Origin of the sequence: Pelolinea submarina, assembly GCF_003966975.1 — a bacterium.
Taxonomy (GTDB): Bacteria; Chloroflexota; Anaerolineae; order Anaerolineales; family Anaerolineaceae; genus Pelolinea; species Pelolinea submarina.
In genome coordinates this window covers 1,431,605-1,457,796 of the sequence record NZ_AP018437.1, presented here as the reverse complement: position 1 = coordinate 1,457,796, position 26,192 = coordinate 1,431,605, and the positions used below count along the sequence as shown (strand labels likewise).

At 50.8% G+C, this 26,192-nt stretch carries 2 protein-coding genes and 1 riboswitch; both genes read right to left on the bottom strand.

Going from position 1 to position 26,192, the window contains the following annotated elements:
* Nucleotides 1-10: 10 nt before the first annotated feature.
* Nucleotides 11-13,249, bottom strand: coding sequence for a tandem-95 repeat protein (locus Pelsub_RS06315; protein ID WP_158675006.1), 13,239 nt, complete (start codon nt 13,247-13,249; stop codon nt 11-13).
* Nucleotides 13,250-13,348: 99 nt separating this feature from the next.
* A riboswitch (cyclic di-GMP riboswitch) is annotated at nt 13,349-13,424 on the bottom strand.
* Nucleotides 13,425-13,558: 134 nt separating this feature from the next.
* Nucleotides 13,559-26,089, bottom strand: a complete 12,531-nt coding sequence (locus tag Pelsub_RS06310; RefSeq protein WP_126440419.1) for an InlB B-repeat-containing protein — start codon at nt 26,087-26,089, stop codon at nt 13,559-13,561.
* Nucleotides 26,090-26,192 lie beyond the last annotated feature (103 nt).

The window sequence follows — 26,192 nt, the reverse complement described above, 5'->3', positions numbered from 1 at the left end:
TAAAATATTTCTAGGAGCTCGGTGTTACAAGCGCCTTCACCTCAGACCAAGGACTTGGCCCATTCTCTCCATTGGCCCTCACCCGCCAGTAATAGGTCTTGCCCGCACTCAAATTTCTGGCCGGATTGTATTGCGCCTCCAGCACTGCCTTGCTGCTCGCGCTCCTCATGGTTGACCGGGTCGATAGCTGAATGGTGTAGCTGCTTGCCCCCTCTACAGCTCCCCATTCAAATTGCGGCTGCAAACTCTCCGCTTCCACCCCATCCTCCGGCTGCACTAAATCTGGTGCTTCCATAGCTTCGCGGAAGTAGTAAGCTTTGCTCCAACTGCTATACTGGCCTAACGTGTTGAAGGCTCTCACTCGCCAGTAGTAGCGCGTGTTCGAATTGAGCGCGCTCTCCAGCGTGTACTCTGATTCGGTGTTTGAGCCAACCACGTCCTTGTCCACCACAACAATTGCGAAAGCCTCATCTGTGGCTACCTGTACCTGGTAGTGATCAAATTCCGTATTTCTCGGTGCCACAGAATTACTCCAGTCCAACCTTGGCATCAGGTCGGTTATCAAAGCGTTGTTCCTCGGCAAGCTTAGCTTTGGCGTTGTGGGAGTGTTGGGTGTCACCATGGTGCGCACTTCAGACCATCCACTGGGTCCGTTCTCCCCTTCCGCCCTCACCCGCCAGTACAGGGTCTTATTCTTGCTCAGGTCTTTTATCGGCACATAGCTGCTGTCAGTCACCTTTCCGTTGATCGAGCTGCCCATGTTTATCCTGGATGAGATTTGAATGGTGTAGCCGCCAGCTCCTTCCACGTCCTCCCAGTCAAATTCCGGCCGCAGGTTATCCAGGTAGATTGCGTCATTCGGGCTGGTTAACTGCGGCGCCTCCATTGCTTCGCGGAAGTAATAAACCGTGCTCCAACTGCCGTATTGGCCTAAAGTATTGAAAGCTCTCACCCGCCAGTAGTAGCGCGTATTTGTATTGAGCGGACTCTCCAGCGTGTACTCGGAGTTGGTCTGTCCGGTAATCTCTTCATCCACCACAATAGCTGTGAAAGCTTCGTCCGCAGCAACCTGCACCTGGTAGTGGTCGAAGAAAGTCCCATTAGGTGCCGCTGAATTGCTCCAATCCAACCTGGGCATCAGGTCGGTCACCAATGCTCGGTTCTTCGGCAGGATCAATTTAGGCGTTGAGGGGGAATTAGGTGTCACCATGGTGCGCACTTCAGACCATCCACTCGGCCCGTTCTCCCCTTCGGCTCTTACCCGCCAGTATAGAGTTTTATTCTTACTCAGGTCTTTTGTCGGTATGTAGCTGCTGTCAGTCACTCTTCCGCTGGCTGGGCTGCCCATGTTTATTCTGGATGAAATCTGGATGGTGTAGCCGTTGGCTCCTTCTACATCCTCCCAGTCAAATTCGGGACGCAGATTATCCAGGTAGATTGCGTTAATTGGGCTGACCAGTTCCGGCGCCTTAATTGCTTCACGGAAGTAGTAGGCTGTGCTCCAACTGCCGTATTGGCCCAATGTGTTGAAAGCTCTCACCCGCCAGTAGTAACGCGTATTCGGAGCAAGTGCGCTTTCCAATGTGTATTCCGAATCGGTGTTTGAACCAACTACGTCCTTGTCCACCACAACAACCGTGAAAGCCTCATCCGTGGCTACCTGTACTTGATAGTGGTCAAATTCCATATCTCGGGGAACCGCAGAATTACTCCAATCCAATCTGGGCATTGCGTCGGTCACAAGCGCCCGGTTCTTCGGCTGGATCAATTTAGGCGTTGTGGGTGTATTCGGGGTCACCAGGGCAAATATCTCAGACCATTCACTCGGCCCATTCTCCCCTTCTGCTCTCACCCGCCAGTATAGGGTCTTGTTCTTGCTCAGATCCTTTGTCGGTATGTAGCTGCTGTCAGTCACCTTCCCGCTGGACGGGCTGCCCATGTTTATTCTGGATGAAATCTGTATGGTGTACCCGCTGGCTCCTTCCACATCCTCCCAGTCAAACTCCGGCCGCAGGTTATCCAGGTAAGTCCCATTCGCAGGCTGTAATAAGTCGGGCGGGAGGATCGCTTCACGGAAGTATCGCGCGTTTGCCCAATCGCTGTATTGCCCGAATGTATTGAAGGTTCGTACCCGCCAGTAATAACGGGTGTTTGCGCTCAGTTCTTCCTCAAGCGTGTACTCCGAACTGGCCTGGTCGGCGATGTCTTTATCTACCACCAAATCAGCAAAATCACTATCAGTCGCAACCTGCACCTGGTAATGATCAAAGACAGTTCCACTATAGATTCTTGATCTGCTCCAATCCAGACGCGGGGTTAGGTCCGTCACCAGTGATTTATTTACCGGGCTGATCAAACTCGGGGTTGAGGGTGCCCTGGTGGTCAACACCACTGCCAGCACAGTCACATTTACTGTCCCAATGTTACTATCCGCTTCGCCATCATTGGCCATGTACGTGAAGCTGTCCGTTCCACTATAATTCGTTTCCGGAAGATAAACTAATTTATCCAGCGAATAAGAAGCGGCCCCATGTTCTGCTTGATCCGCAATGCTATAAGTTAATGAATCGTTTTCAACATCCGTGCATTGCGGGTCAGTCGATCCCTGCGTATTCTGGTTGGTGCTTATGGTTACATCCGCGCAAACCGGCGCGTCGTTGACTGCATTCACGGCCACGCTGACTTCAGCTGCTTCACTGTCATCAAAACCGTCGTTAGCTGTGTAAGTAAAGCTGTCCGCTCCATTGTAGTTTTCGTCGGGTTCATAAACCAGTTGACCTTCCGCTATTCCGACCGTCCCGTGTGCAGGTTGAGTTACGATATTGTAGGTTAGCGCACTGCCCTCGTAGTCAGAGCAATCTGGAATGGCTTGTCCCTGAGTATCTTCATCTGTGACAAGTTCGCTGGCAACGCAAACCGGCGGGTGATTTTCTTCATTGACTGTTACAGTCACATCAGCTGCATTGCTATCCGCCTCTCCATCATTGGCCTTATAAGTGAAACTATCTGCACCAACGTAATCCGTCCCCGGCATATAGGTCAAAAGACTGTCGATTACCGATCCTGTACCGTTGGCCGGTGAATCCGCAATACTATATGTCAGCAAGCTGCCTTCCACATCCACGCATTCGGGTGCAATCTGGACTTGTGTATTCTTGGATGTGATCATGGAGACTGCCGAACAGACCGGCACGTCATTGACCGAGACAGTTGTGATTGCTACTGTGGCAACATTGCTGTCTACCATGCCGTCGTTGACCTTGAAAGTAAAGCTATCCGAACCATTGTAGTTCTCGTCCGGTGTGTATGTCAGATCCGGCAATGTGCCGCTCAAATCACCATGCTGCGGTTCATACACGACTGTATAACCCAGGGTATCGCCGTCCGCGTCCGAACCCGTCAGGGTAATAGCCACAGCGATATCTTCATCGGTATCCACTTCCTGCGCATCCGCCACCGGCGCGTCATTGACTTCGGTAATATCGATGGTTATAGCGGCAACATTGCTGTCCAGATCGCCATCATCTATCTTGAATGTGAAGATATCCGCACCATAGTAGTTCTCGTCCGGTGTGTAAGTCAAATCGGGTGCGGTGCCGCTCAGGTCGCCATGCTGCGGTTCGCTCATGACCGTATAGGTCAAGGTGCTGCTATCCACATCCGAACCTGTCAGCATGATCGCCATAGGTGTGTCTTCATCGGTCACCACCACCTGCGCATCCGCTACCGGTACATCATTTACCGCAGTGACGTAGATAGAGACTGTGGCAACGTTACTGTCTACCGTGCCATCGTTGACCTTGAAAGTAAAGCTATCCGAACCATCGTAGTTCTCGTCCGGTGTGTAGGTTAAATTGGGCGCGGTACCGCTCAGGTCACCATGCTGCGGTTCATCCATGACCGTATAACCCAGGGTATCTCCGTCCGCGTCCGAACCCGTCAGCGTGATGGCCACAGCGATATCTTCATCGGTCGCCACTTCCTGCGCATCCGCCACCGGTACATCATTCACTTCATTAACTGTGATTGTTACAGCAGCTGTATTGCTGTCTACCGTGCCATCGTTGACCTTGAAAGTAAAGCTGTCCGAACCATTGTAGTTCTCGTCCGGTGTGTAGGTCAGATCCGGCACCGTGCCACTCAGATCACCATGCTGCGGTTCGTCCACAACCACATAAGTCAGGGTATCGCCGTCCGCGTCCGAACCCGTCAGGGTAATTGCCACAGCGTTATCTTCATCAGTCGCCACTTCCTGCGCATCCGCCACCGGAACATCATTTACCTCGGTGACAGTGATGGTTATAGCGGCAACATTGCTGTCTACCGTGCCATCGTTGACCTTGAAAGTAAAGCTATCCGAACCATTGTAGTTCTCGTCCGGTGTGTAGGTCAGATCCGGCACCGTGCCACTCAGATCACCATGTTGCGGTTCGTCCACAACCACATAAGTCAGGGTATCTCCGTCCGCGTCCGAACCCGTCAGCGTGATGGCCACAGCGATATCTTCATCGGTCGCCACTTCCTGCGCATCCGCCACCGGTACATCATTTACCGCGGTGACAGTGATGGAGACTGTGGCAATTTCGCTATCTTCTATCCCATCATTTGCTTTATAGGTAAAACTGTCAGAACCACTGAAGTTCCCATCGGGCATGTAGGTAAATGAACCATCCCCATTCAAAGTCAGGTCGCCGTTTTCCGGGTCACTGACCTTGATCGCAGTCAGTTCATTTTCATCCGCATCGCTATCGTTACCAAGCACTCCTTCTGAGGCTGAAATGTTCAATTGGGTATCTTCAGCCGTTTCATAGCTATCATCGACCGCCACAGGTTCGGCATTTACTATCGTCACTGTAACCGTGATTTCCTGGGCATCGCAAAGCGGTACGACACCGTCATCGCAGACCTGCACGCTAAAGGAATATACACCCGTCCCCTGCTCGGTTGTGGGCGTCCAACTAAATACTCCATCCAAAGCGCCGATTACCGCTCCGGAAGGTACAGTACCTGTCAAGCTGAACGTCAGTATGTTGGGCGGGAGGTCCTCATCTGTGGCGAGAGCAGTAAAACTCAGTTCGTCCTCCATCTCGACGGTCATATTCTCAATAGGAGTTAGAACTGGTGCCGTATTTACTTCATTTATTGTTGTGATAATCGTCTCACAATCCTGCGCGCTTCCATCACCAACACATACGTCAAATGTATACACTCCCGGACCCTGAGATTCATTGGGCAGCCAGCTAAATAGGCCACTGCTTACATCAATTGCGGCGCCTTCAGGAACCAAACCGCTGTCTCCATCAGCCAAACCAAAAGTAAGCGTGTTAGCCGGCAAATCACTATCGCTGGCTGTAGCGGTGAATGCGATGTTTTCCAACTCATCCCCGCCCTGGCTGCCAATTTCGTCCAAAATCGGGTCTGAATTGACTTCATTTACTGTGGCAGTGATTGTCTGGCAATCTTCCAGACTGCCGTCGCTGACGCACACGTCAAAGGTATAGACGCCCGCTCCCTGTGCTTCAGTTGGCGTCCAGCTAAACAAACCGCTGGTGGCTCCAATGGATGCGCCCGCCGGGATGGAACCGCCGGTTCCGTCTTCCAGACTAAATGTGAGCGTATTGGCCGGCAAGTCCCCATCAGTGGCTGAAGCTGTAAAGGATATTTCGGCCAGTTCATTTCCGCTTTTATCTGTAATTTCAGACAACTCCGGAGCTTGATTGACCTCATTTACGGTTACTGTGATTGTTTCACAATCCTGCGCGCTTCCATCGCTAACGCATACATCAAAAGTATAGGCGCCCGGCCCCTGAGATTCATCAGGCAGCCAGCCAAAGAGGCCGCTGCTTGCATCAATTGCGGCGCCTTCAGGAACCAAACCGCTGTCACCATCGGCCAAGCTGAAAGTAAGCGTGTTAGGCGGCAGGTCGCTATCACTGGCTGTAGCAGTGAATGAGATGCTCTCCAATTCATTCCCGCTTTGGGCGCCAATTGGATCCAGAACCGGGTAAATATTCAGTTCAGAAATGGTGAGCGTGATGGTCTGACAATCCTCCAGACTACCGTCGCTGACACATACGTCAAAGGTGTAAATTCCAGGCCCCTCCGCTTCGGAAGACGTCCAGCTAAAGAATCCGCTGGAAGCTCCAATGGATGCGCTGCCCGGGACTGAACCGCTGGTACCATCTTTCAGACTATAAGTGAGCGTGTTAGCCGGCAAGTCGCCATCAGTGGCTGAAGCCGTAAAGGTCATTTCCGCCAGCTCATTTCCACTTTTATCCGTGATTTCGGCCAAAACCGGCGCTTGATTCGTCTCATATACGGTTACTGTGATAGTCTCACAATCCTCCAAGCTGCCGTCACTGGCACATACATCAAATGTATACGTTCCCGGTCCCTGTTCTTCCGTCGGCTGCCAACTGAATTCACCGCTGGCAGATCCAATAGACGCGCCTTCCGGAACAGAACCACTGGTTCCATCCGCCAGGCTAAAGGTTACCGTATCTCCCTCATAATCTGTTGCCGTGGCGGTAAAGCTAAGCAAAGTTGACTCATCTCCGCTTTGGCTGCCGATTGTATCCAACACCGGCGCGTTGTTCACTTCATTCACTGTGACCGAGATAGTCTCACAATCACTCAGGCTGCCGTCGCTGACACACACATCAAATGTGTATAGACTGCCTCCCTGTGCCTCTGTAGGTGTCCAGTCAAACACACCGGTAGAAGATCCAATCGATGCGCCTGCCGGAACAGAACCGCTGGCGCCATCGGCCAGGCTGAAGGATAAGGGATTGCCATCGTTGTCGTAAGCTGTGGCAGCAAAACTTAGGAGACTAAGCTCATCCACAACCTGGTCGCCAATCGAGTTCAATACCGGCGCGTGGTTCGTACCGGCCGCCTCCGTGGTAAAGCTCCAAGTTGATCCGGTGATCGTTTCCGCGCCATCTGAAACAGTGGCATACCACTCATACTCGGTCGAGTTATCCAGATCCTCCCAGGTGAAGGAAGCATTGGAACCATTAACCACATCCTCAACCGTTCCGATCAGTTCGAAGGCGTCATTACCGTTCTCCATGTCATAAGCCAGTTCGGTCTGATCATAGTTAGAAGTGCTGTTTAAGCAGCTGCCGGAGGGCGTGCAGGTTGTCCCATAGATTTTGTCGTCCGCCGGTGAGAAGCGTAAAATGCGCAGGTAACCGGTATTCGGGAAGTCCTGGTAATCGGACAACATAACGTGAATAGTATGTCCATCATCCCCCGTTCCAGCCACATACGCCGCACCGTCGCTGGAGCTATGCATGTGCCCGCACAGCATCAGGAACAGGTTAGGATTATCTTTCAGGGCGTTATAACTGGCCTGGTTGACCCAGCTATTATTGATGTTAAGAATATCATGTTCAACAACTATCGCCCGCCGGTCTGGGTTAGCTTTCAAGAGTGCGTCTGCCCAAGCCAGCTGTCCCGAAGAGGAACTGGTGCCATATTGTAAGTTGACGATAATAAAGTCCATCCCGGAAGCGCTAAAGAAGGAATAGTTGTTATAGTTGTCATTCCCGCTGGCGTAATATCCTTGGTAATAGCTCTTGCCGGAGAAGCGGGATGAACCAAAGTAGGTGCTGTACAAACTACCAATATCATGGTTCCCCGGGCCAACGCTGTAATTCACATCCCCGCTGTCCAGATAACTCATGGCTGTATCCGCCTTGGTCCACTCACTTGTGCTGCTGGCGGTATTAACAATATCTCCGACGTGAGTAGCAAACACAATATTATTCGCGGTCTTGTTGTCAGCAATCCACTGCATTTGCGAGTTAAAAACCGCCGGATAACTGGTTGTATCGTTTTGCGTATCCGGGATCACAATAAGGGTGAAATCCTCACCCGAAGATCCACCTGCCTCGCGTCCGTAGAAGTTAACGTCCAACGTATCCGCTGGATTAGCATCGCTAACCGTCACTTCCAGAGTTGGCGAGGTAATTACGCCGGTTGCATCATCATCCGGGCTGACAAGCACGGGTTGATCGGGGGCAACATTCACAGGAAGCAGTGTGAAATTGGCGGTGAGTGATTTATTGCCGTCCATCACCAAAGACCAAGTGCCGTCTCCATTATCTATTGGGTCGGAGGCATCCGTCCCGGTCCAGGTGGAAAACTCATAACCGGTATTCGCAACCGGTGTCAAGGTAACTTCCGTGTTGTAATCATAGGCGGGACCTGCAGGGTCGCGTGTAACTGAACCATTACCGTCATTACTCAGGTTAAGTGTGTATGTGACAGTCGAGCCAACACAATAGGTTACATTAAGTGTTGGAGCGCTTGTTCCCTCCCTGGAATCAAATTTCAGATAATCCGCCGATGATGCACCCGAGTAATTCTGAATGGTTAAACCGTGGTTACTTTCAGAATCGGCAATCCATCCCTGCACAACGGATAGTCCACTGCTATTCAGATCGAATGTCTGGCTTCCGGTGGACGAAATTATCCCTGCATTCCAAAGATTAGTGTCATTGCGGTCGGTAATGGTATCCTGGGCTCCGGCGGATCCCCACGTATTTGTACCTGCGTCATAGTAAGTCCAGGAAGCGCCAGTCCCTGCCGCGCCATTGTTGGTACCTTCCACCCAATCCCGCAGCATATCGTAAAGATAAAATTCATGAGTAGTAGCATCTGTAACATTAAGGGTTAGGCTGACGCCAGTCACAGTAGCGGTAGAAGGAATCTCGCTCAAATTCCACTTCATTAATGTCCCTTGTGGGTAGCTTGTATAATTGCTGGTCTGCAGCGGCGTGGTTGCGCCATAATTCATGGTCGCTTGTGAACTTCTCAGCCAGGTATCTGCCGAAGTGGGCAGATTAACTGTCGCACATGTTTGCCCGGAAGTAAAGTTGGCATCCAGGGTCTTATCGCTATCCATTACGATCGTGTACACTCCCTCGGTTTCAATCACATCACTTGCACTGGAACCAGACCAGGAGTCAAAGGCAAAACCGCTATTCGGCACAGGAATCAGCGTGACAACTGTGCCATTGCTATAACTGCCTCCGTCCGGCTCAAACGTGACTGAACCGTTGCCATCATTTCCGACAATCAAGGTATACACGTAAAGTACTTCGCCGCTGACCGCCAAATTCTTTGTGGCAGCACCATCACTGCTATGCGCAATATTTCCACTGAAAGTACCTTCAACAGCACTGCTCGCCAGGCGAACATAAACCGTGGTTTCCTCAACCGTTCCTTCTGTTGGTGAGATTGCCAGGGTGGAGCTGTATGTAATATCATCGGTAGATAATTCAAAACCTGCCGGTGCGCTGATGCCGATATCTTCAGTCAGATTACTCCCAGAGACGGTATAAGTCTGAGGCTCTGAAGGTTCGTCCGGTTGCGCACTAAAAGCGATCAGCGTGCCGGAAGTGGCAATAGTAGGAACAGTCGAAGGTGGAATATATTCCACAGTTAATTTAGGTCTTTGCGCTTGGGTTGCACCTTCTCTGGAGACTAACTGCTGGCCATCATCCGAATCCGTTGCAATCATCAGCCAGCCATTATTGGTTAACGTTCCATTGAGCCAATCCTCAATCGTCGCAGCAGGAACAGTAACTGTAATATATCCGGTATATCCATCGTCACCCGGCCAATTAGCATTCACTGAAGACTCTGCGTCAACACCGTCAGCGTCGAAGTGCCCGCCGTTGGATGTGTAGGAAATCGTTGCTTCATCCCAGGATTTCAGCATACGATACATGTTAAACCCCTGCCCTTCCGAGCTCACATAGAATTGCAGTTCAGCCGAGGTTATGGTAGCCCCGGTGGGAATCTCGGTCAGCTCAAATAAAAGTAATGACCTTCTTTCATCACCGGTATTAATATCTTGGACAATTGTGGTTTCAGTTCCCCGCACTGTGTCCGGGCTGGAATCATAGATATATGTATCCCGCGTACCGGTGTAACCATTTAATCCATCTTGAAAGATTATCGTGGTTGGCGTGATAGCAACCGTTCCGCTGACCGCTAAATCTACCTGGCCGGCACCGCTGCTGGTATGCTCAATGTTTCCACTGAAGTCACCCTCGGTTGCGCTTGACATACGCACATAGACTGTGGTCTCTGCAACTGTACCCTCAGATTGGGTCAAGGCCAGCGAAGTGTAATAATTTGTTCCATCAGTGGATAGCTCAAATCCGGACGGAGCGCTGACGCTGATGTCATCCGTCAATGAAGCACCAGAAACGGTATAAGTTTGTGGCGCTGAAGGGATACCCGGTTCCGCACTGAAAGCTGAAAGAGATCCGGTAACCGTAATAGTTGGGCCGGTAACAGGAATACAATAAGTGACATTCAGCGTAGGTACCGCATAACCCGAAGTATTATCGCTCGACGCAGCAATCCAGCTGCCCGCCGCTGAACCGGAATAGTTTTGGATGGTCAAGCCATAATTGGTAAGTGATCCATCCAACCAACCCTGAATTACCTCGACGCCGGATTCGTTTAAGTCAAATGTCGTAGAGCCTGTATTCCCGAAATCGGCTTTGGCAGCATCCCATAGATTCGTGTTATAGCGGTCAGTGCTGGTATTTGCTGCACCGGCTGTACCCCAACCGGTGGAACCCGCGTCATAATAATTCCAGGAAGCGCCTGATCCGGCCGCGCCATCATTAGAACCTTCCACCCATGACCGGCGCATGTTATAGAGACTATAGGTGTAAGCAGTCTCACCTGTGGTTACATAAAACGAAAGACTGGCATCCGTGATCGAAGCATCCTCCGGGATACTGGAAAGATCCCACAAAAGCAAAGGAGCACGATACTGGTTGCTCGTTCCACCACTGTAATATGGGTTAAGTTGTATTGTTTCCGCACCGCCATAGTTAAAGGAACCTTTTGAACTGCCGCTATTCATGTAGGTATCCGCAGCCACAGGCAGATTGGCTGTGGTACAGAGAGGCGCTGAGGTTGCCGTACCGCTAACCGCCAGGTTAACTTGCGCAGCACCACCGCCGATGTGCGTGATATTTCCACTGGAAGTGCCCGCAGTCGATTTCAGGAAATAGACAAAAATCGTTGTTTCTGCCACTGTTCCATTGGTGGGTGTTAGTGTCAAAGTTGAGTCAAAACCGCTCCCGCTGGTGGTTGAGATATAGAAATTTGGTGGAGCAGTGATTGTGATATTCGATGACAAAAAGCTGCCTGAGACAGTATAGGATTGTTCATCCGACGCTGTTCCTGCAGAGCTGCTGAATGCGGAAAGAGCACCTGCGACCGAAATTATTGGGTCACCCGCAGTACCGCTAACCGCTGCAGTTTTCGTGGCTGCGCCAGTAGCTGTATGCGATATTTCCTCACTGTAAGTACCGGCCGCGGACGCATTGAAGCGCACATAAACAGGTGTGTCAGAGACTATCCCATCTGTGGGAACCAGAGATAGGCTTGCGCCAAAAGGTCCACCGCTGGTGTCCGCTATTTCAAAATAGGTCGGAGCGCTGATAACCAGGTTGTCGGTTAAGTTTACGGCGGAGACTGTGTAACTTTGCTCTTCCGAAGCAATCCCGACTGCGCTGTTGAAAGCAACCATTGCGTTTGTGACCGTGATGGTCGGAATGGAGGAACCACTGACCGCCACATCCACATTACTGGCTCCCGTACTGGCATGGGTTATTACATCGGTGGTTGTTCCTGCCGATGATGGGTTATACCGCACGTAAATCGGCGTAGAACCGACTATCCCGCTATCCGGAGTCAATGAGACGGATGAGCTAAAAGCGCTTCCACTGGTTGTGGACACCTCAAAATCATCCGGGGCTGTGATTACTATTGCCCCATTTAAATTGGAACCTGCCACGGTGTAACTCTGTTCCGCGGAAGGTGTCCCAACCGGGGTATTAAACTCAGTTAAAGAACCCGATGTGGTGATAGTCGGCGTATCGCTGGCTTCTTCAGCCAATAAGAATACGCTCGGTCCATATGCTTGATATACAGAAGTGCTATTAGATTCAAACGTAACAGTGAAGTCTCCATCCGGTCCGGGTGTAATTCCTGTCCATCGTGCTACAAAACCATTGACCGTGTTATAACCGGTACAGAAAACAGTTGTATCATCAGCAAGGTCAGTCGTGCTAATAGTCGTCCCATCTGTACTTTCATTTGTCGCTGATGTTATGTCCGAAATTGTAAATTTCGAATTTCTTGTAGTGTATGAAGAACTTGCCCGGTTAGCGGAAGTTGCAAAAGTATAGGTTTTTGAAGTGTCTAGATTAGTAAAGGTCACATCAACATACCACCCCGATGTGCTATAGCGGATGACACCCGCCATATCCACATAATCGAAGAAAGTATTATAGGCATCTGTTCCTTCATTGGTATCATCGCCCGTTGATGTTTCTTCAGTTACACTTGAACCACTAATATCAACTGAGACACCTGTTTCTGATCCGGTTGCTTGATCCAATAGAATACCGTCTTCATTGTAACTAATTGAGGTGACATTTGAGCCTTGGTGTTGACCCGTTGTTGTGACACAATCGTTATAAGCCACCCACCCATAGGTCGTTTGCGCTTCTACCTCCTCTTCCTCTTCAGAAAGCGCCATCAACATGATTTCGCTGTAAACCACCGAGACAGCTCGTTCCTCTGCGGGCATGATAAGCGTATTGCTATCCGCAGTACTGGTATCGTCCTCCGTTCCTGTCCAACCGCTGATCTCCCAATTTTCATCAGGTAATGCTCCGCTCAGGCTGATAACCTCGCCTTGCACATAGGCGCCTTCTACGCAGCCTTCAGAAAAAGCCGGTTCAGCTAAGAAATCACTGCCCTCGCCGCTGTGGCTCAAGGTTAATGCATAGCAAACCGGGGCTTGCGTGGGCTCTGTTTCAGAAGTTGCAGTTGGTTCCACGATTGGTTCTTCAGTCGGTTCTTCAGTAGGATCCTCGGTTGGTTCTTCTACCGGTGGTTCAATGGGAAGTTCGGTAGGCTCCTGAGCAATTTCTTCGGTCGGCTCCACTGTCGGCTCTTGGGTCGGGTCTTCGGCTGTGTCCCCTCCCTCATCCTCTTGCGCAGAAACATCAACTGTTCCTTCATCATCCAATGAAGAATCTTTTATTGAAAGTCCCGGTTCACTCTGGACTTTCTCCATTGTGGCAGCATTTACCAATGTGAATTGTGTTGGAATTGAGGATAACAACATGGCCATAACCACCAATATCCGCAATGATTTACCCAATGCCTGACTGTATCTTCCAGAAACATTTTTTGTGCCCATAAAACCCTCCTGTATAAAAATTTTTTTATCTTTAATGCCCATGTTTTCTGTTTAAATAAAAAAACCGCACTTGGAAATTCGCATTTCCTGGTGAGGCTTTTTGGCAACCCGACTATCTCTTACGAAATTCGCGGTTTTGCGTCCCCATATCGCTATGGGTTTGCTCTTTTCAGAGCCTCATTTTGTCCTTTTTAATATTTTGTTTAAATTATCTTTTCTGTTTTCCTTTTGAAACTAAATTAGATAAAAAATAATTCCAGGTTGGAGCAGCATAATTTCGCATGCCGCTCCAACCTTCGTCCTTCCTCCTTACGAGCTCGGCATTACAATCGCTCTCACCTCGGACCATGTACTTGGCCCATTCTCTCCATTAGCCCTCACCCGCCAGTAATAGGTCTTGCCCGCACTCAAATTCCTGGCCTGGCTGTATTGCGTCTCCAGCACGGTCTTGCTGCTCGCGCTCCTCATGTTCGACCGGGTCGATAGCTGAATGGTGTAGCTGCTTGCCCCCTCTACAGCCTCCCATTCAAATTGCGGCTGCAAACTCTCCGCTTCCACACCATCCTCCGGCTGCACCAAATCCGGCGCCTCCATTGCTTCGCGGAAGTAGTAGGCAATGCTCCAACTGCTGTATTGCCCCAACGTGTTGAAGGCTCTCACCCGCCAGTAGTAGCGCGTGTTCGGGTTGAGCGCACTCTCCAGCGTGTACTCTGAATCGGTGTTTAAGCCAACCACATCATTGTCCACCACAACAACTGCAAAAGCCTCGTCTGTGGCTACTTGCACCTGGTAATGGTCGAAGATGGTCCCATTGGGCACCGCTGAGTTGCTCCAATCCAACCTGGGCATCAGGTCAATTACCAATGCTTTGTTCTTCGGCAGTATCAACTTAGGCGTTGTGGGGGTGTTGGGTGTCACCATGGAGCGCACTTCAGACCATCCACTCGGCCCGTTCTCCCCTTCCGCTCTCACCCGCCAATACAGGGTCTTGTTCTTGCTCAGGTCTTTTGTCGGCACATAGCTGCTGTCGGTCACCTTCCCGCTGACCGGGCGGCCCATGTTTATTCTCGTCGAAATCTGGATGGTATAGCCGCTGGCCCCCGCCACATCGTCCCAGTCGAACTCAGGCCGCAGGTTATCCAGGAAGGTTCCATCTGCTGGAGAATTCAGCTCCGGCGCCTCCATTGCTTCGCGGAAGTAGTAGGCCATGCTCCAACTGCCATATTGGCCTAACGTATTGAAAGCTCTCACCCGCCAGTAGTAGCGCGTATTTGTATTGAGTGGGCTTTCCAACGTGTACTCCGAGTTGGCCTGTCCGGCAACATCTTGATTTACAACTACAGCCGTGAAATCTTCATCCGTAGCGACCTGTACCTGGTAGTGGTCAAAGATTGTCCCATTGGGCACCGCCGAGTTGCTCCAATCCAACCTGGGCATCAGGTCGGTCACCAATGCTTTGTTCCTCGGCAGTATCAACTTAGGCGTTGTAGGAGAATTGGGCGTCACCATGGCGCGCACTTCAGACCATTCACTCGGCCCGTTCTCTCCTTCAGCCCTCACCCGCCAGTACAGGGTCCTGTTCTTGCTCAGATCTTTTGTCGGTATATAGCTGCTGTCGGTCACCTTCCCGCTGGCCGGGCTGCCCATGGTCATTCTGGTCGAGATCTGGATGGTATAGCCGCTGGCCCCCGCCACATCTTCCCAGTCGAATTCAGGCCGCAGATTATCCAGGAAGGTTCCATCTGCCGGAGAATTCAGCTCCGGTGCCTCCATTGCTTCGCGGAAGTAGTATGCCGTGCTCCAGCTGCTGTATTGGCCCAACGTATTGAAAGCTCTCACCCGCCAGTAGTAGCGCGTGTTCGGATTGAGCGCGCTCTCCAGCGTGTACTCTGAATCGGTGTTTAAGCCAACCACGTCCTTGTCTACCACAACAACTGCGAAAGCCTCGTCTGTGGCTACCTGCACCTGATAATGGTCGAAGATGGTCCCATTGGGCGCCACCGAGTTGCTCCAATCCAACCTGGGCATCAGGTCAGTTACCAATGCTTTGTTCTTCGGCAGTATCAACTTAGGCGTTGTGGGAGTGTTGGGCGTCACCATGGTGCGCACTTCAGACCATCCACTCGGCCCGTTCTCCCCTTCCGCCCTCACCCGCCAATACAGGGTCTTGTTCTTGCTCAGGTCTTTTGTCGGCACGTAGCTGCTGTCGGTCACCTTCGCGCTGGACGGGCGGCCCATGTTGATTCTGGTCGAAATCTGGATGGTATAGCCGCTGGCTCCCTCAACATCTTCCCAGTCGAATTCGGGCCGCAGGTTATCCAGATAGATCGCGTCATTCGGGCTGGCTAACTGCGGTGCATCCATTGCTTCGCGGAAGTAGTAGGCCGTACTCCAATTACTGTATTGACCCACTGTGTTGAAGGCCCTCACCCGCCAGTAGTAGCGCGTATTTGTATTGAGTGGGCTCTCCAGCGTATACTCCGAACTGGTCTGCCCGGCAACATCTTCGTCCACAACTACAGCCGTGAAGTCTTCATCCGTAGCGACCTGCACCTGATAATGATCAAAGGCGGTTCCGCTGTATATCCTGCTGTTGCTCCAGTCCAAACGCGGGGTCAGTTCTGTCACCAAAGCCCTATTTCTCGGTAAGCTTAAATTTGGCGTGGATGGCGGCCTGGTGGTTAATACTTCCTCTAAAACTGTTACATCCACCGAAGCCTCATTGCTATCCGCATCCCCGTCATTAGCAATGTATGTAAAGCTGTCCGCTCCGCTATAATCCGTGTCCGGCATGTAAGCCAGCTGCTCCAGCGAAATGGAAGCAAATCCATGTTCTGCCTGTAAAGCGATGCTGTAAGTTAGCGCATCATCTTCTACATCCGAACAATCTGGGGCTGTCTTTCCCTGGCTGTTCTGGTTCGTGCTAATGGTCACATCCACGCAAACCGGTGCGTCGTTGACTGCATTGACAGTCACGTTAACCGTGCTTGCTTCGCTGTCGATTACGCCATCATTGGCTGTGTATGTAAAGCTGTCACTGCCATTGAAATTCTCCGCCGGTGTGTACACCAACTGGCCTTCTACTACCGCAGCGGTGCCAAACAACGGTTGTGCCGCAATGCTGTAGGCTAACTCGCTGCTTTCCAGATCGATGCAGTCCGGATCGGTCTGGCCTGTTGTGTCTTCATCTGTGACCAGGTCAACGTTCGAACAAACCGGCATGGTATTTTCGAAGTTGACCGAAACGCTCACGTCCGCAACGTTACTGTCCGCCAATCCATCATTTGCTTTATAGGTAAAGCTGTCGCTGCCAACGTAATCGGTGTCCGGCATATAGGTAAGCATATCCGTTTCAATTGATGCGGTCCCATTGGCCGGTAAATCCACAATGCTGTAAGTCAGGCTATCCCCTTCCACATCCGAACAGTTGGGGCTTGTCTGTCCCTGGATATTCTTACTGGTAACAATATCCGCTGCCTGACATACCGGTGCATCGTTGACCGGATTTATAGTGATCGAGATTGTGGCAATTTCGCTGTCCACAGTGCCGTCATTTACTTTGAAGGTAAAGCTGTCTGAACCGTTAAAATCTCCATTCGGAGTGTAGGTTAAGTCAGGCGCTGTACCGCTCAATGTACCATTGGCCGGCTCATTCATCACTGTATATTCCAGGGTTCCAGTCTCAACATCCGAACCTGTCAGCGTGATAATTAAAGCAGTATCTTCATCTGTCACCACCGCCTGAGGGTCTGCGACCGGCAGGTCATTCACACCGGCAATGTTGATTAAGACAGTAGCAATTTCACTGTCCGCTTTACCATCGTTGGCTTTGTAGGTAAAGCTGTCACTGCCGTAATAATTTTCAGCCGGTGTGTAAACAAATGAACCATCCGGTGACAGGTTTACACTTCCATGACCCGGTTCGCTGGCTTTTACAGCAGTCAGTTCATCCTCATCTTCATCGCTATCATTGAGCAATACGCCAAGCTCAGCCGAGACAACCAATTGAGTATCTTCGACGGCTTCATAGCTGTCATCAACAGCCACAGGCACGACATTGCTTTCTGTTACAGTTACAGTGATTTCTTCTGTATCGCATAAAGGTGAGGCGTCATCATCACAAACCTGCACCGCAAAGGTGTGATCGACTCCAACCTGGTCTTCCGTTGGCGTCCAGCTAAAGACTCCATCCACAGCGCCGATACTAGCCCCGGTGGGTACCGTGCCGGTCAGACTGAAGGTCAAAGTGTTTACCGGCAGGTCACTATCGCTGGCAGTGGCTGTGAAGGTCAAAAGCTCTCCTTCCATCACTATTCGATCGCCAATACTATCCAGCACAGGCGCAACATTCACCTCACTCACCGTGACTGCGATAGTCTGGCAATCATTCAAACTGCCATCGCTGACGCAAACGTCGAAGGAATAGCTTTCAGGTCCCTGGTCTTCCGATGGTGTCCAGCTAAAGACGCCATCCGCAGTGCCGATACTGGCCCCGGTGGGAACCGTACCACTCAGGCTGAAGGTTAGAATGTTAGCCGGTATGTCGCTATCGCTGGCAGTGGCTGTGAAAGTCAATAGTTCTCCTTCAGCCACGTTCTGGCTGACAATCGTATCCAATACAGGCATAAGATTTACTTCATCGACTGTAACCGCGATGGTTTCACAATCCTCCAGGCTGCCATCACTGACGCAAACGTCAAAGGAATAGATTTCAGGTCCCTGGTTTTCTGCCGGTGTCCAGTTTAAGATGCCATTTGTAGCACCAATCACGGCCCCAGCAGGAACCGTACCACTTAAGCTAAAGATCAGCGTGCCAGCCGGCAGTCCATCATCCGTGGCGGTTGCCACGAAGGATAGCAATTCCAATTCATCCACAATTTGGCTGCCGATTGTTCCGAGCACCGGTGCTTCATTCACAGGAGATAGAGTAAAGTTGGCCGTAACGGTCTTGTCTCCGTCCATTGTCACGGTTGTGCTGGCGGAATTGACGTCCGCCACATCCCCTGTCCAACTGTCAAATTCATATCCGTCCGCGGGATTCGCGGTGATATCCACTACCGTCCCATCCGCGTATGCATGCACGCCAGCTTCAGGGTCAGTTGTTCCGCCTCCGGTTGGAGAGACGGCTAGCGTCAAATTGTAGTTGGCGCTACCCGGTTCCATATTGTAGGTGTAAGCAGATGATGATTCACCGGTCCGTATGTATTCAACCTGTGCCTCTTCCGAACCAACAGTTACTCTCAGGTGACCGGGGCTGGATAAAGCCTGAATGGTTTTTCCATCATTTCCTCCGGTAGTATAGATGCCGAAATTGCTTGAGAAACTCGCTGAAGGAACTGATTGATAAACAATCCCATCCAATTTTTCATAGGCATATTGGTGGTCATGACCATGGAAGAAAGCTGTAACTCCATTCGCGACCATCATTTGATGGATCGGCTGGCTGCCCCATCCAGGGCGTTCAGTATCCCATCCCCAAGTTGTGCCGCCAACGTTGTATCCACCCCATTCAACCAGGTTGGCTGAATCAACACCGCCGTGCCCATAGTTCACTTGATCCGGGCTGGACAGACTGTTCCCACCTACGATTTGATGTGAGAAGATAAACTTGTAGTCAGCTGAGCTGTTTTCAAGGGTTGACTTTAACCATTCAAACTGTTCTTGACCGAGTGTCCAATCCCAACGGTCGCCGGAGCCTGTCGTGTCCGTTTCTCCGCCACCTACCGTCGTGGTATATGGTTTGGTAGTTGTGAACCAATATGGGTTAATCACTACAAAGAGCGCATCTCCCCATGTCCAGGCATAGTAATCCTGGCGCAACTGGTCATCATCCAGATAAGAATAAGTGCCGGTGTCACCAGAATAGAAGGAATCCGGAACAGGGTTGAGATAGAAATCCTTTTCTGCGTTTTTACCGATTACCGGCAAGCTTCCTGCAATAGGCGCCAAAAGGTGCCAGGCTTCTTGTTGTTCATGATTGCCAGCCACAAGGTAGATCGGAGTGGAACCGCTGATAATGTTGAAATATGGCAGAGCATCTTTATACTTTTGATCGGCCGCGGCTGTATCCCCCACGCTTACGCTTGTGGTGCCATTATCCATTGCAACGGTATCACCCAAATCGATTTCAAAATCAGCTTGATCATCCTTTATGTCATTCAGTGTACTGATCCACGTCGATGAATTTCCAAGCATGATGTTCACATGCGCATCAGAGGTGATGGTGAACGTGAAAGTACTACCTGAAGCTCGTTGTGTGTGGAAGGAATTTTCAGATCGCACGACCCAGTCAACGCCTCCATTCACACTGTAGCGCATACGGTAATAGTATTTCGTATTGGCAGTCAGGCCGCTGAGGGTAACCATTTTGGGTTCTCCGGCTGTGGCACTCACTGTTGGGGTAGTATGTGTATATACTCCTGAAGTTGTCCCATATTCGTAATAAAGTGAAATATCCGCATCAGGAACGATTTTGATCGCGATGGAATTCGCTTCCGGACGTCCCAGTAACTCCGTTCCTGTAAAGGTAATCGTCGAAGCCAGGAAATTAGCAGTAACGCTATTGTTGCCGCTGATGGTAATCGAGGCAGGATTATCCGTGCCGGTCAGGTCGCCCGTCCAACTGCTGAAAATGTACTCAGCCGCTGGAGTGGCAGTCAATGTCACTACATCCCCGTAATGATAGGTACTTTGATTGGGATCCTTCGCCACAGTACCGTTTACACTGACGATTGTTAATGTATATTCGATTTGCGCAAAGTTAGCCGTAACGATTTCATTTTCATCAATGGTCAAGGTTGTGCTGGCCGAATTGGGGTCCGCCACATCCCCTGTCCAATTATTGAATATATACCCACTTCCGGGAGTGGCAGTCAATGTCACCACATCCCCATAGTGATAGGTACTTTGATCGGGATCCTTCACCACCGTGCCGTTCTCACTGACGATGGTCAATGTATATTCGATTGCCGTAAAGTTGGCCGTGACGGTCTTGTCTCCGTCCATGGTCACGGTTGTGCTGGCTGCATTGGCATCGGCTACGTCCCCCGTCCAGCTATCGAATTCATAACCTGCCGCCGGGGTGGCCGTGATGTCCACTACCGTACCTTCCGCATATGCATGCGCCCCCAGTTCCGGCAATGTCGTCCCGCCTTCCTCCGGTCTCGCCGCCATTGTCAGGTTATAGGTCGTCCCTGCCGGCGCCGGGTTGATCGCCATCGCCGCAATCGCCCATACAACGGTAGAACTCGTTGTCCAGCTCATCGTTACCGTGTTGCTTTCGGCTTGTTCAATACTGGCTACGCCGCGCGTATTGGATACCGTATCGGTCCATAACCCCGTCTGCCCGTCCCCCACCGTCGGATCCGGCGGACTCGACGCACCGATGAAGACCGTGTCAAATACCAGTTCATTACCATTCAGCGATTCCAATGTCACGCTTTGAGTTGTATCGGTTGAGGCGCTGTTCGCACCGTTTGTCACTGTGAAGGGATCAGCTAAATTTACTCCCGCAAAGTTGGCCGCACCCGCCACGATCCCGTTGGATACGCTGCCGCTAAAGGTTACCGTCACCGTGCCGCTTGTGTTCTGTGGCGGTTCGCTCGGGCTGTACCAGATCGAGGCAAAGCGTTGGGCAGTCGAATTTGATTCTTCCGTTATTCCTTCCACCAGGTCCAATTCTTCAGTACCGTATGTGAAAACAACCGATGATATCGTCCGAGTAGTTGAGCCACAGTTCCAGGAAGTACCCACCAGCATCAGCCGGTTGGTGCCTGTGCCGGTTGTATGGCTAAAACTCACACTGGATGCATTGGCAGCCCCTGTCTCTGCGGACGCCGTTCCATCCAGTTCGACATTAGGCACATACTCTTTAAATGTCGCAGTTACGCTCTTATCCCCATTCATCACGATTGTGTATACACCTGAGTTGTCGAGGATATCTCCGGAATCGGCTCCGGTCCATGCGTCAAACATATAACCATCGCTGGGTATCGCGGTCAATGTGACAGTAGTGCCATAGGTATATGTTGCGCTGTCTGGATCGACAGTAACCGTACCTAAGCCATCATTGCCAACTGTTAGTGTATACAGTAATTGATTAAAGTTGGCCGTGACGGTTTTATCTCCATCCATAGTCACGGTCGTGCTGGCAGCATTAGCATCCGCAACGTCCCCCGTCCAGCTGTCGAATTCATAGCCTGCCGCCGGGGTGGCCGTGATGTCCACTACCGTCCCTTCCGCATACGCATGCGCACCCAATTCCGGCGATGTCGTTCCGCCCTCTTCCGGGCTCGCTGCCATTGTCAGGTTATAGGTCGTTCCCAATGCCGCCGGGTTAATTGCAACCGCAGCGCTGGCCCATACAACGGTAGAACTCGTTGTCCAACTCATTGTTACAGGGCTGCTATCGGCTTGTTCGATACTGGCTACACCGCGCGTATTGGAACCGTTGGCAGTCCACAATTGTGTCTGGCTGGAGTCCACAGTCGGATCAGTGGTGCCACCGATGAACACCGTATCGAACACCAGTTCATTGCCATTCAGAGAATCCAAAGTTACGCTTTGGGTAGTATCTCTAGTAGTACTATTTGCGCCATTAGTGACTGTGAAAGGCGTTGTCTGATTCACACCCATAAAGTTCGCCGCGCCTGCCGCGATTCCGTAGGACACGCTGCCGCTAAAGGTTACCGTCACCGTTCCGGTCGTGTTCTGCGGCGGTTCGCTTGGGCTGTACCAGATCGAGGCAAAGCGTTGGGCAGTCGAATTTGATTCTTGTGTTATTCCTTCTACCAGTTCCAATTCTTCAGTCCCGTAAGTGAAAATAACCGATGATATGGTCCGAGTAGTTGTGCCGCAGTTCCACGAAGTACCCACCATCATTAGCCGGTTGGTGCCTGTGCCGGTTGTATGGCTGAAACTGACGCTGGATGCATTAGCGGCGCCAGCGGCAGAAGAGGCAGTCCCATCCAAAGTAACAGCTGCGCTGGGCTCTATAAAATTAGCAGTAACGCTATTATTGCCGCTGATAGTAATTGAAGCAGGATTATCCGTACTGATCAGATCCCCTGTCCAATTATTGAATATATACCCGCTTCCGGGAGTGGCTGTCAATGTCACCACATCCCCATAGTGATAGGTACTTTGATCAGGATCCTTCACCACCGTGCCGTTCTCACTGACGATGGTCAATGTATATTCGATTGCCGTAAAGTTGGCCGTGACGGTCTTGTCTCCGTCCATGGTTACGGTTGTGCTGGCTGCATTAGCATCGGCTACGTCCCCCGTCCAACTGTCGAATTCATAGCCTGCCGCCGGGGTGGCCGTGATGTCCACTACCGTCCCTTCCGCATACGCATGCGCCCCCAACGAAGGCGATGTCGTTCCGCCTTCCTCCGGGCTCGCCGCCATTGTCAGGTTATAGGTCGTCCCTGCCGGCGCCGGGTTGATCGCCATCGCCGCAATCGCCCATACAACGGTAGAACTCGTTGTCCAGCTCATCGTTACCGTGTTGCTTTCGGCTTGTTCAATACTGGCTACACCGCGCGTATTGGATACCGTATCGGTCCATAACCCCGTCTGTCCATCCCCCACCGTCGGATCCGGCGGACTCGACGCACCGATAAAGACCGTGTCAAATACCAGCTCATTACCATTCAGTGACTCCAACGTCACGCTTTGAGTTGTGCCGGTTGAGGCGCTGTTCGCACCCTTTGTCACTGTGAAGGGATCAGCTAAATTTACTCCCGCAAAGTTGGCCGCACCCGCCACGATCCCGTTGGATACGCTGCCGCTAAATGTCACCGTCACCGTTCCGCTCGTGTTCTGCGGTGGTTCGCTTGGACTGTACCAGATCGAGGCAAAGCGTTGGGCAGTTGAATTTGATTCTTGCGTTATTCCTTCTACCAGGTCCAATTCTTCAGTCCCGTAAGTGAAAACAACCGATGATATCGTCCGAGTAGTTGAACCGCAGTTCCAGGAAGTACCCACCAGCATCAGCCGGTTGGTGCCTGTGCCGGTTGTATGGCTGAAACTCACACTGGATGCATTGGCAGCCCCTGTCTCTGCGGACGCCGTTCCATCCAGTTCGACAACACCCGGCGAAGTCAACTCGTTGAAAGTAATTGAATTATCGGAACTTGTGCTCGCCAGGTTGGGATTTCCGGCAGTATCATGCGCTACCGCAGCCGCAACGTCAGCGATTACCGTGCCTGAAGTGGTCATACCGCTGACTTCCACGCTGTAGGCTGTACCGCTGCCACTCACTTCGGCCGCGGTTGCACCGGCGGAACCGCTAAGGGTTACATCACCGGTTGTAAAATCTGAAACCGACTCGCTGAAAGTTACATCAAAGTTAACCGAAGAAGCACTGGTTGGGTCAGCCTGGCTGGCTGCCTGTTCGATACTTACCGTTGGAGAAGTTGTATCTTCTGATGAAGGCAGAATTGTATATGAGTAAGTAGCTTCCCCACTTGTTGATGAGTCAGGGATATAATCGACCGTTGTCATCGAAGGGCTGACCGTGATCAGTAAGTGAGCTGGACTTGGAAGTATCTTAATTGTCTCAAAAGTCCCATGATCACCTTCCTCATAAATACCACCAAAACCACTCATGCCAAGCGAAGGCACTTCCTGGTAAACGATACCGTCATCCGTCTTTTCATAGACATATTGGTGGTCATGACCGTGGAAGTAAGCGCTGACGCCATTCTCTACCATAAACTGGTGCATCGGCGTGGAACCAAAGTCGATAGGATCACGCTCGTCGGCAAACCCCTCGCTGCCGTTCGCGTTTTTCCCTCCCCATTCAAAATAAGCCGACGCTTCGGCTCCCCCGCGCACATACCCGGCGCCACCGGACACAGATTCATCCGGTATTCCTCCCACCATCTGATGGGAGAACATAAATTTATATTTGGCGTCGCTATTTTCCAAGGTTTCCTTTAGCCACTGAAATTGTTCTGCGCCTAAAGTCCAGCTCCATTGATCACCTGTTTTCGAATCATCGGTACCTTCCCCTGCCATGGGGTTATATGGCAATTCCATGGTGTATTGGAAGGGATCAATGACCACAAATAACGCGTCTCCCCAAGTCCAGGCGTAGTAATCCTCACGATACTCATCTCCATAGGTTGTTTCATTTATGGCAGACAGAGTATCCGTGTTTGCGCTGTAAAATCCATCCTCAATCGGAGTAGGGTAATAGGCTTTGCGAGCTTGAATGCTGGCAAGTGCGATACTAAATGTATCATCGAGGTTCCAGCCTTCTTCATTTTCGTGATTTCCGGAAGAAAGGAAGATCGGCGTTGAATTTCCAATTTTGTCGAATAATGCGGCCTCGCGGTATGCCAGGTATTTATTATTGACAGCACTTTGTGATGTAAGGTTATCCAGCATGAATGTATCACCCAGATCGATCTCAAAATCCGGTTGTTTGTTATATATGTTTGTCATCGCATTTTGCATATTGGTAGTTTTATTGTCATGAATATCCGAGGTTACACTGAATGCAAAAGTACTTCCCTCAGCTCTCTGTGTCCAAAATGAGTGTTCAGTTCGGTTAACCCAATCGGTTTCCCCCGGAATATGATATTGCATCCGGTAGTAATACTTCGTGTTTTCTGTTAGACCGTTTATGACAATCTCGTGGGGTGCACCACCGGTAGCTGTATAAGTTGAGGTAGTATCGGAATAAGCACCGGACGAAGTTCCATATTGGTAGCGATACTCAATCGTTGAATCGGGAACGATGTTGATCTTAATTGAAGAATCAGTCGGACAACCTAAAAGTTCCTCTCCGGTAAATGTTATCGTCGTCGCCTGTGCCGTAATCAGTTCATCTTCAGCAAGGCCGCTTACGGCAAGTTGAACATCCTCGGCTCCCTCACTGGTATGTACAATACTGGCCTCATACTCTTTCGCTGAAGCGGCATTTAAACGTACAAAAATTACGCTATCCGCCAGCGCACCATCGGTCGGTGAAAAGGTCAGTATGGAATCAAATCCCTCACCGGTTGTCTTTGAAATTTCAAAATCTTCCGGCGCAGTGACAACAACATCGCTTGTCAGAAAATTACCGGCGACAATATAAGTCTGCTCTTCGGAAGGCGATCCCACAATTTGGTTAAAAGCCGTCATAGAGCTGGTTGCGGTGATGACAGGATAACCGGCCGTACCGCTTACCGCTACCAGGACATCGTCCGCGCCGCTGCTGGCATGCGAGATTGCTCCATCCGAGATACCGACCTCTGCGGGATTAAAACGCACGTAAATGATCGTCTCCGCAACTGAACCGTCAATTTGCGGTAAAGTCAGATTGGAGTCAAAAGTGACGTCATCAAATGAGATCAAGAAATCGTTTGGTGCGGCAATATTGAGATCTTCAGACAATCCGCTGCCTGAAACCATATAAGTCTGGACTTCTGAAAGAATTCCTGGAGAACTACTAAAGGAACTTAATGAATTTACCGATACATTAATAACGGGAGTTGCAGCACTGTCTTCTTCTGTTGGCTCAACAGTAGGTTCTTCCAGAATTTCCTCGGTAGGCTCAACAGTCGGCTCCTCAATTGGCAAAAGTGGTGGCTCTTCAGTAGATTCTTCAGTAGGCTCTTCTTCAGCAGCGCTTACCTCCTCCGGAGTTTCCTCGCCATCCCCCGGATCGTCCGAAGTAATCATTCCGGGTGATATACGCGATTCCGTTGAAGCCTTATTATTCGTTGCGGCTTGAACAGATCCAAGATTGATCGAAAAAGTGGATAGCAACATTGCTAAAACCACAACGATTCTGATCGCGTTGCTTACTAAAAGACTGCCTTTAAAACTAACTCTTTTTGTATACATGAAAAACCTCCTGCCTTACCTAACTTTTTTTGTTCCTTTCTTCATTGCTTGGACTTCTTGGCGGCTCGACTATCTCATTTTGAGAATCGCGGCTTTTTGTTGT

Excerpts from the sequence above, each read along its gene's own strand:
- Pelsub_RS06315 (WP_158675006.1), bottom strand. The coding sequence starts at position 13,249 with ATGGGCACAAAAAATGTTTCTGGAAGATACAGTCAGGCATTGGGTAAA.
- Pelsub_RS06310 (WP_126440419.1), bottom strand. The coding sequence starts at position 26,089 with ATGTATACAAAAAGAGTTAGTTTTAAAGGCAGTCTTTTAGTAAGCAAC.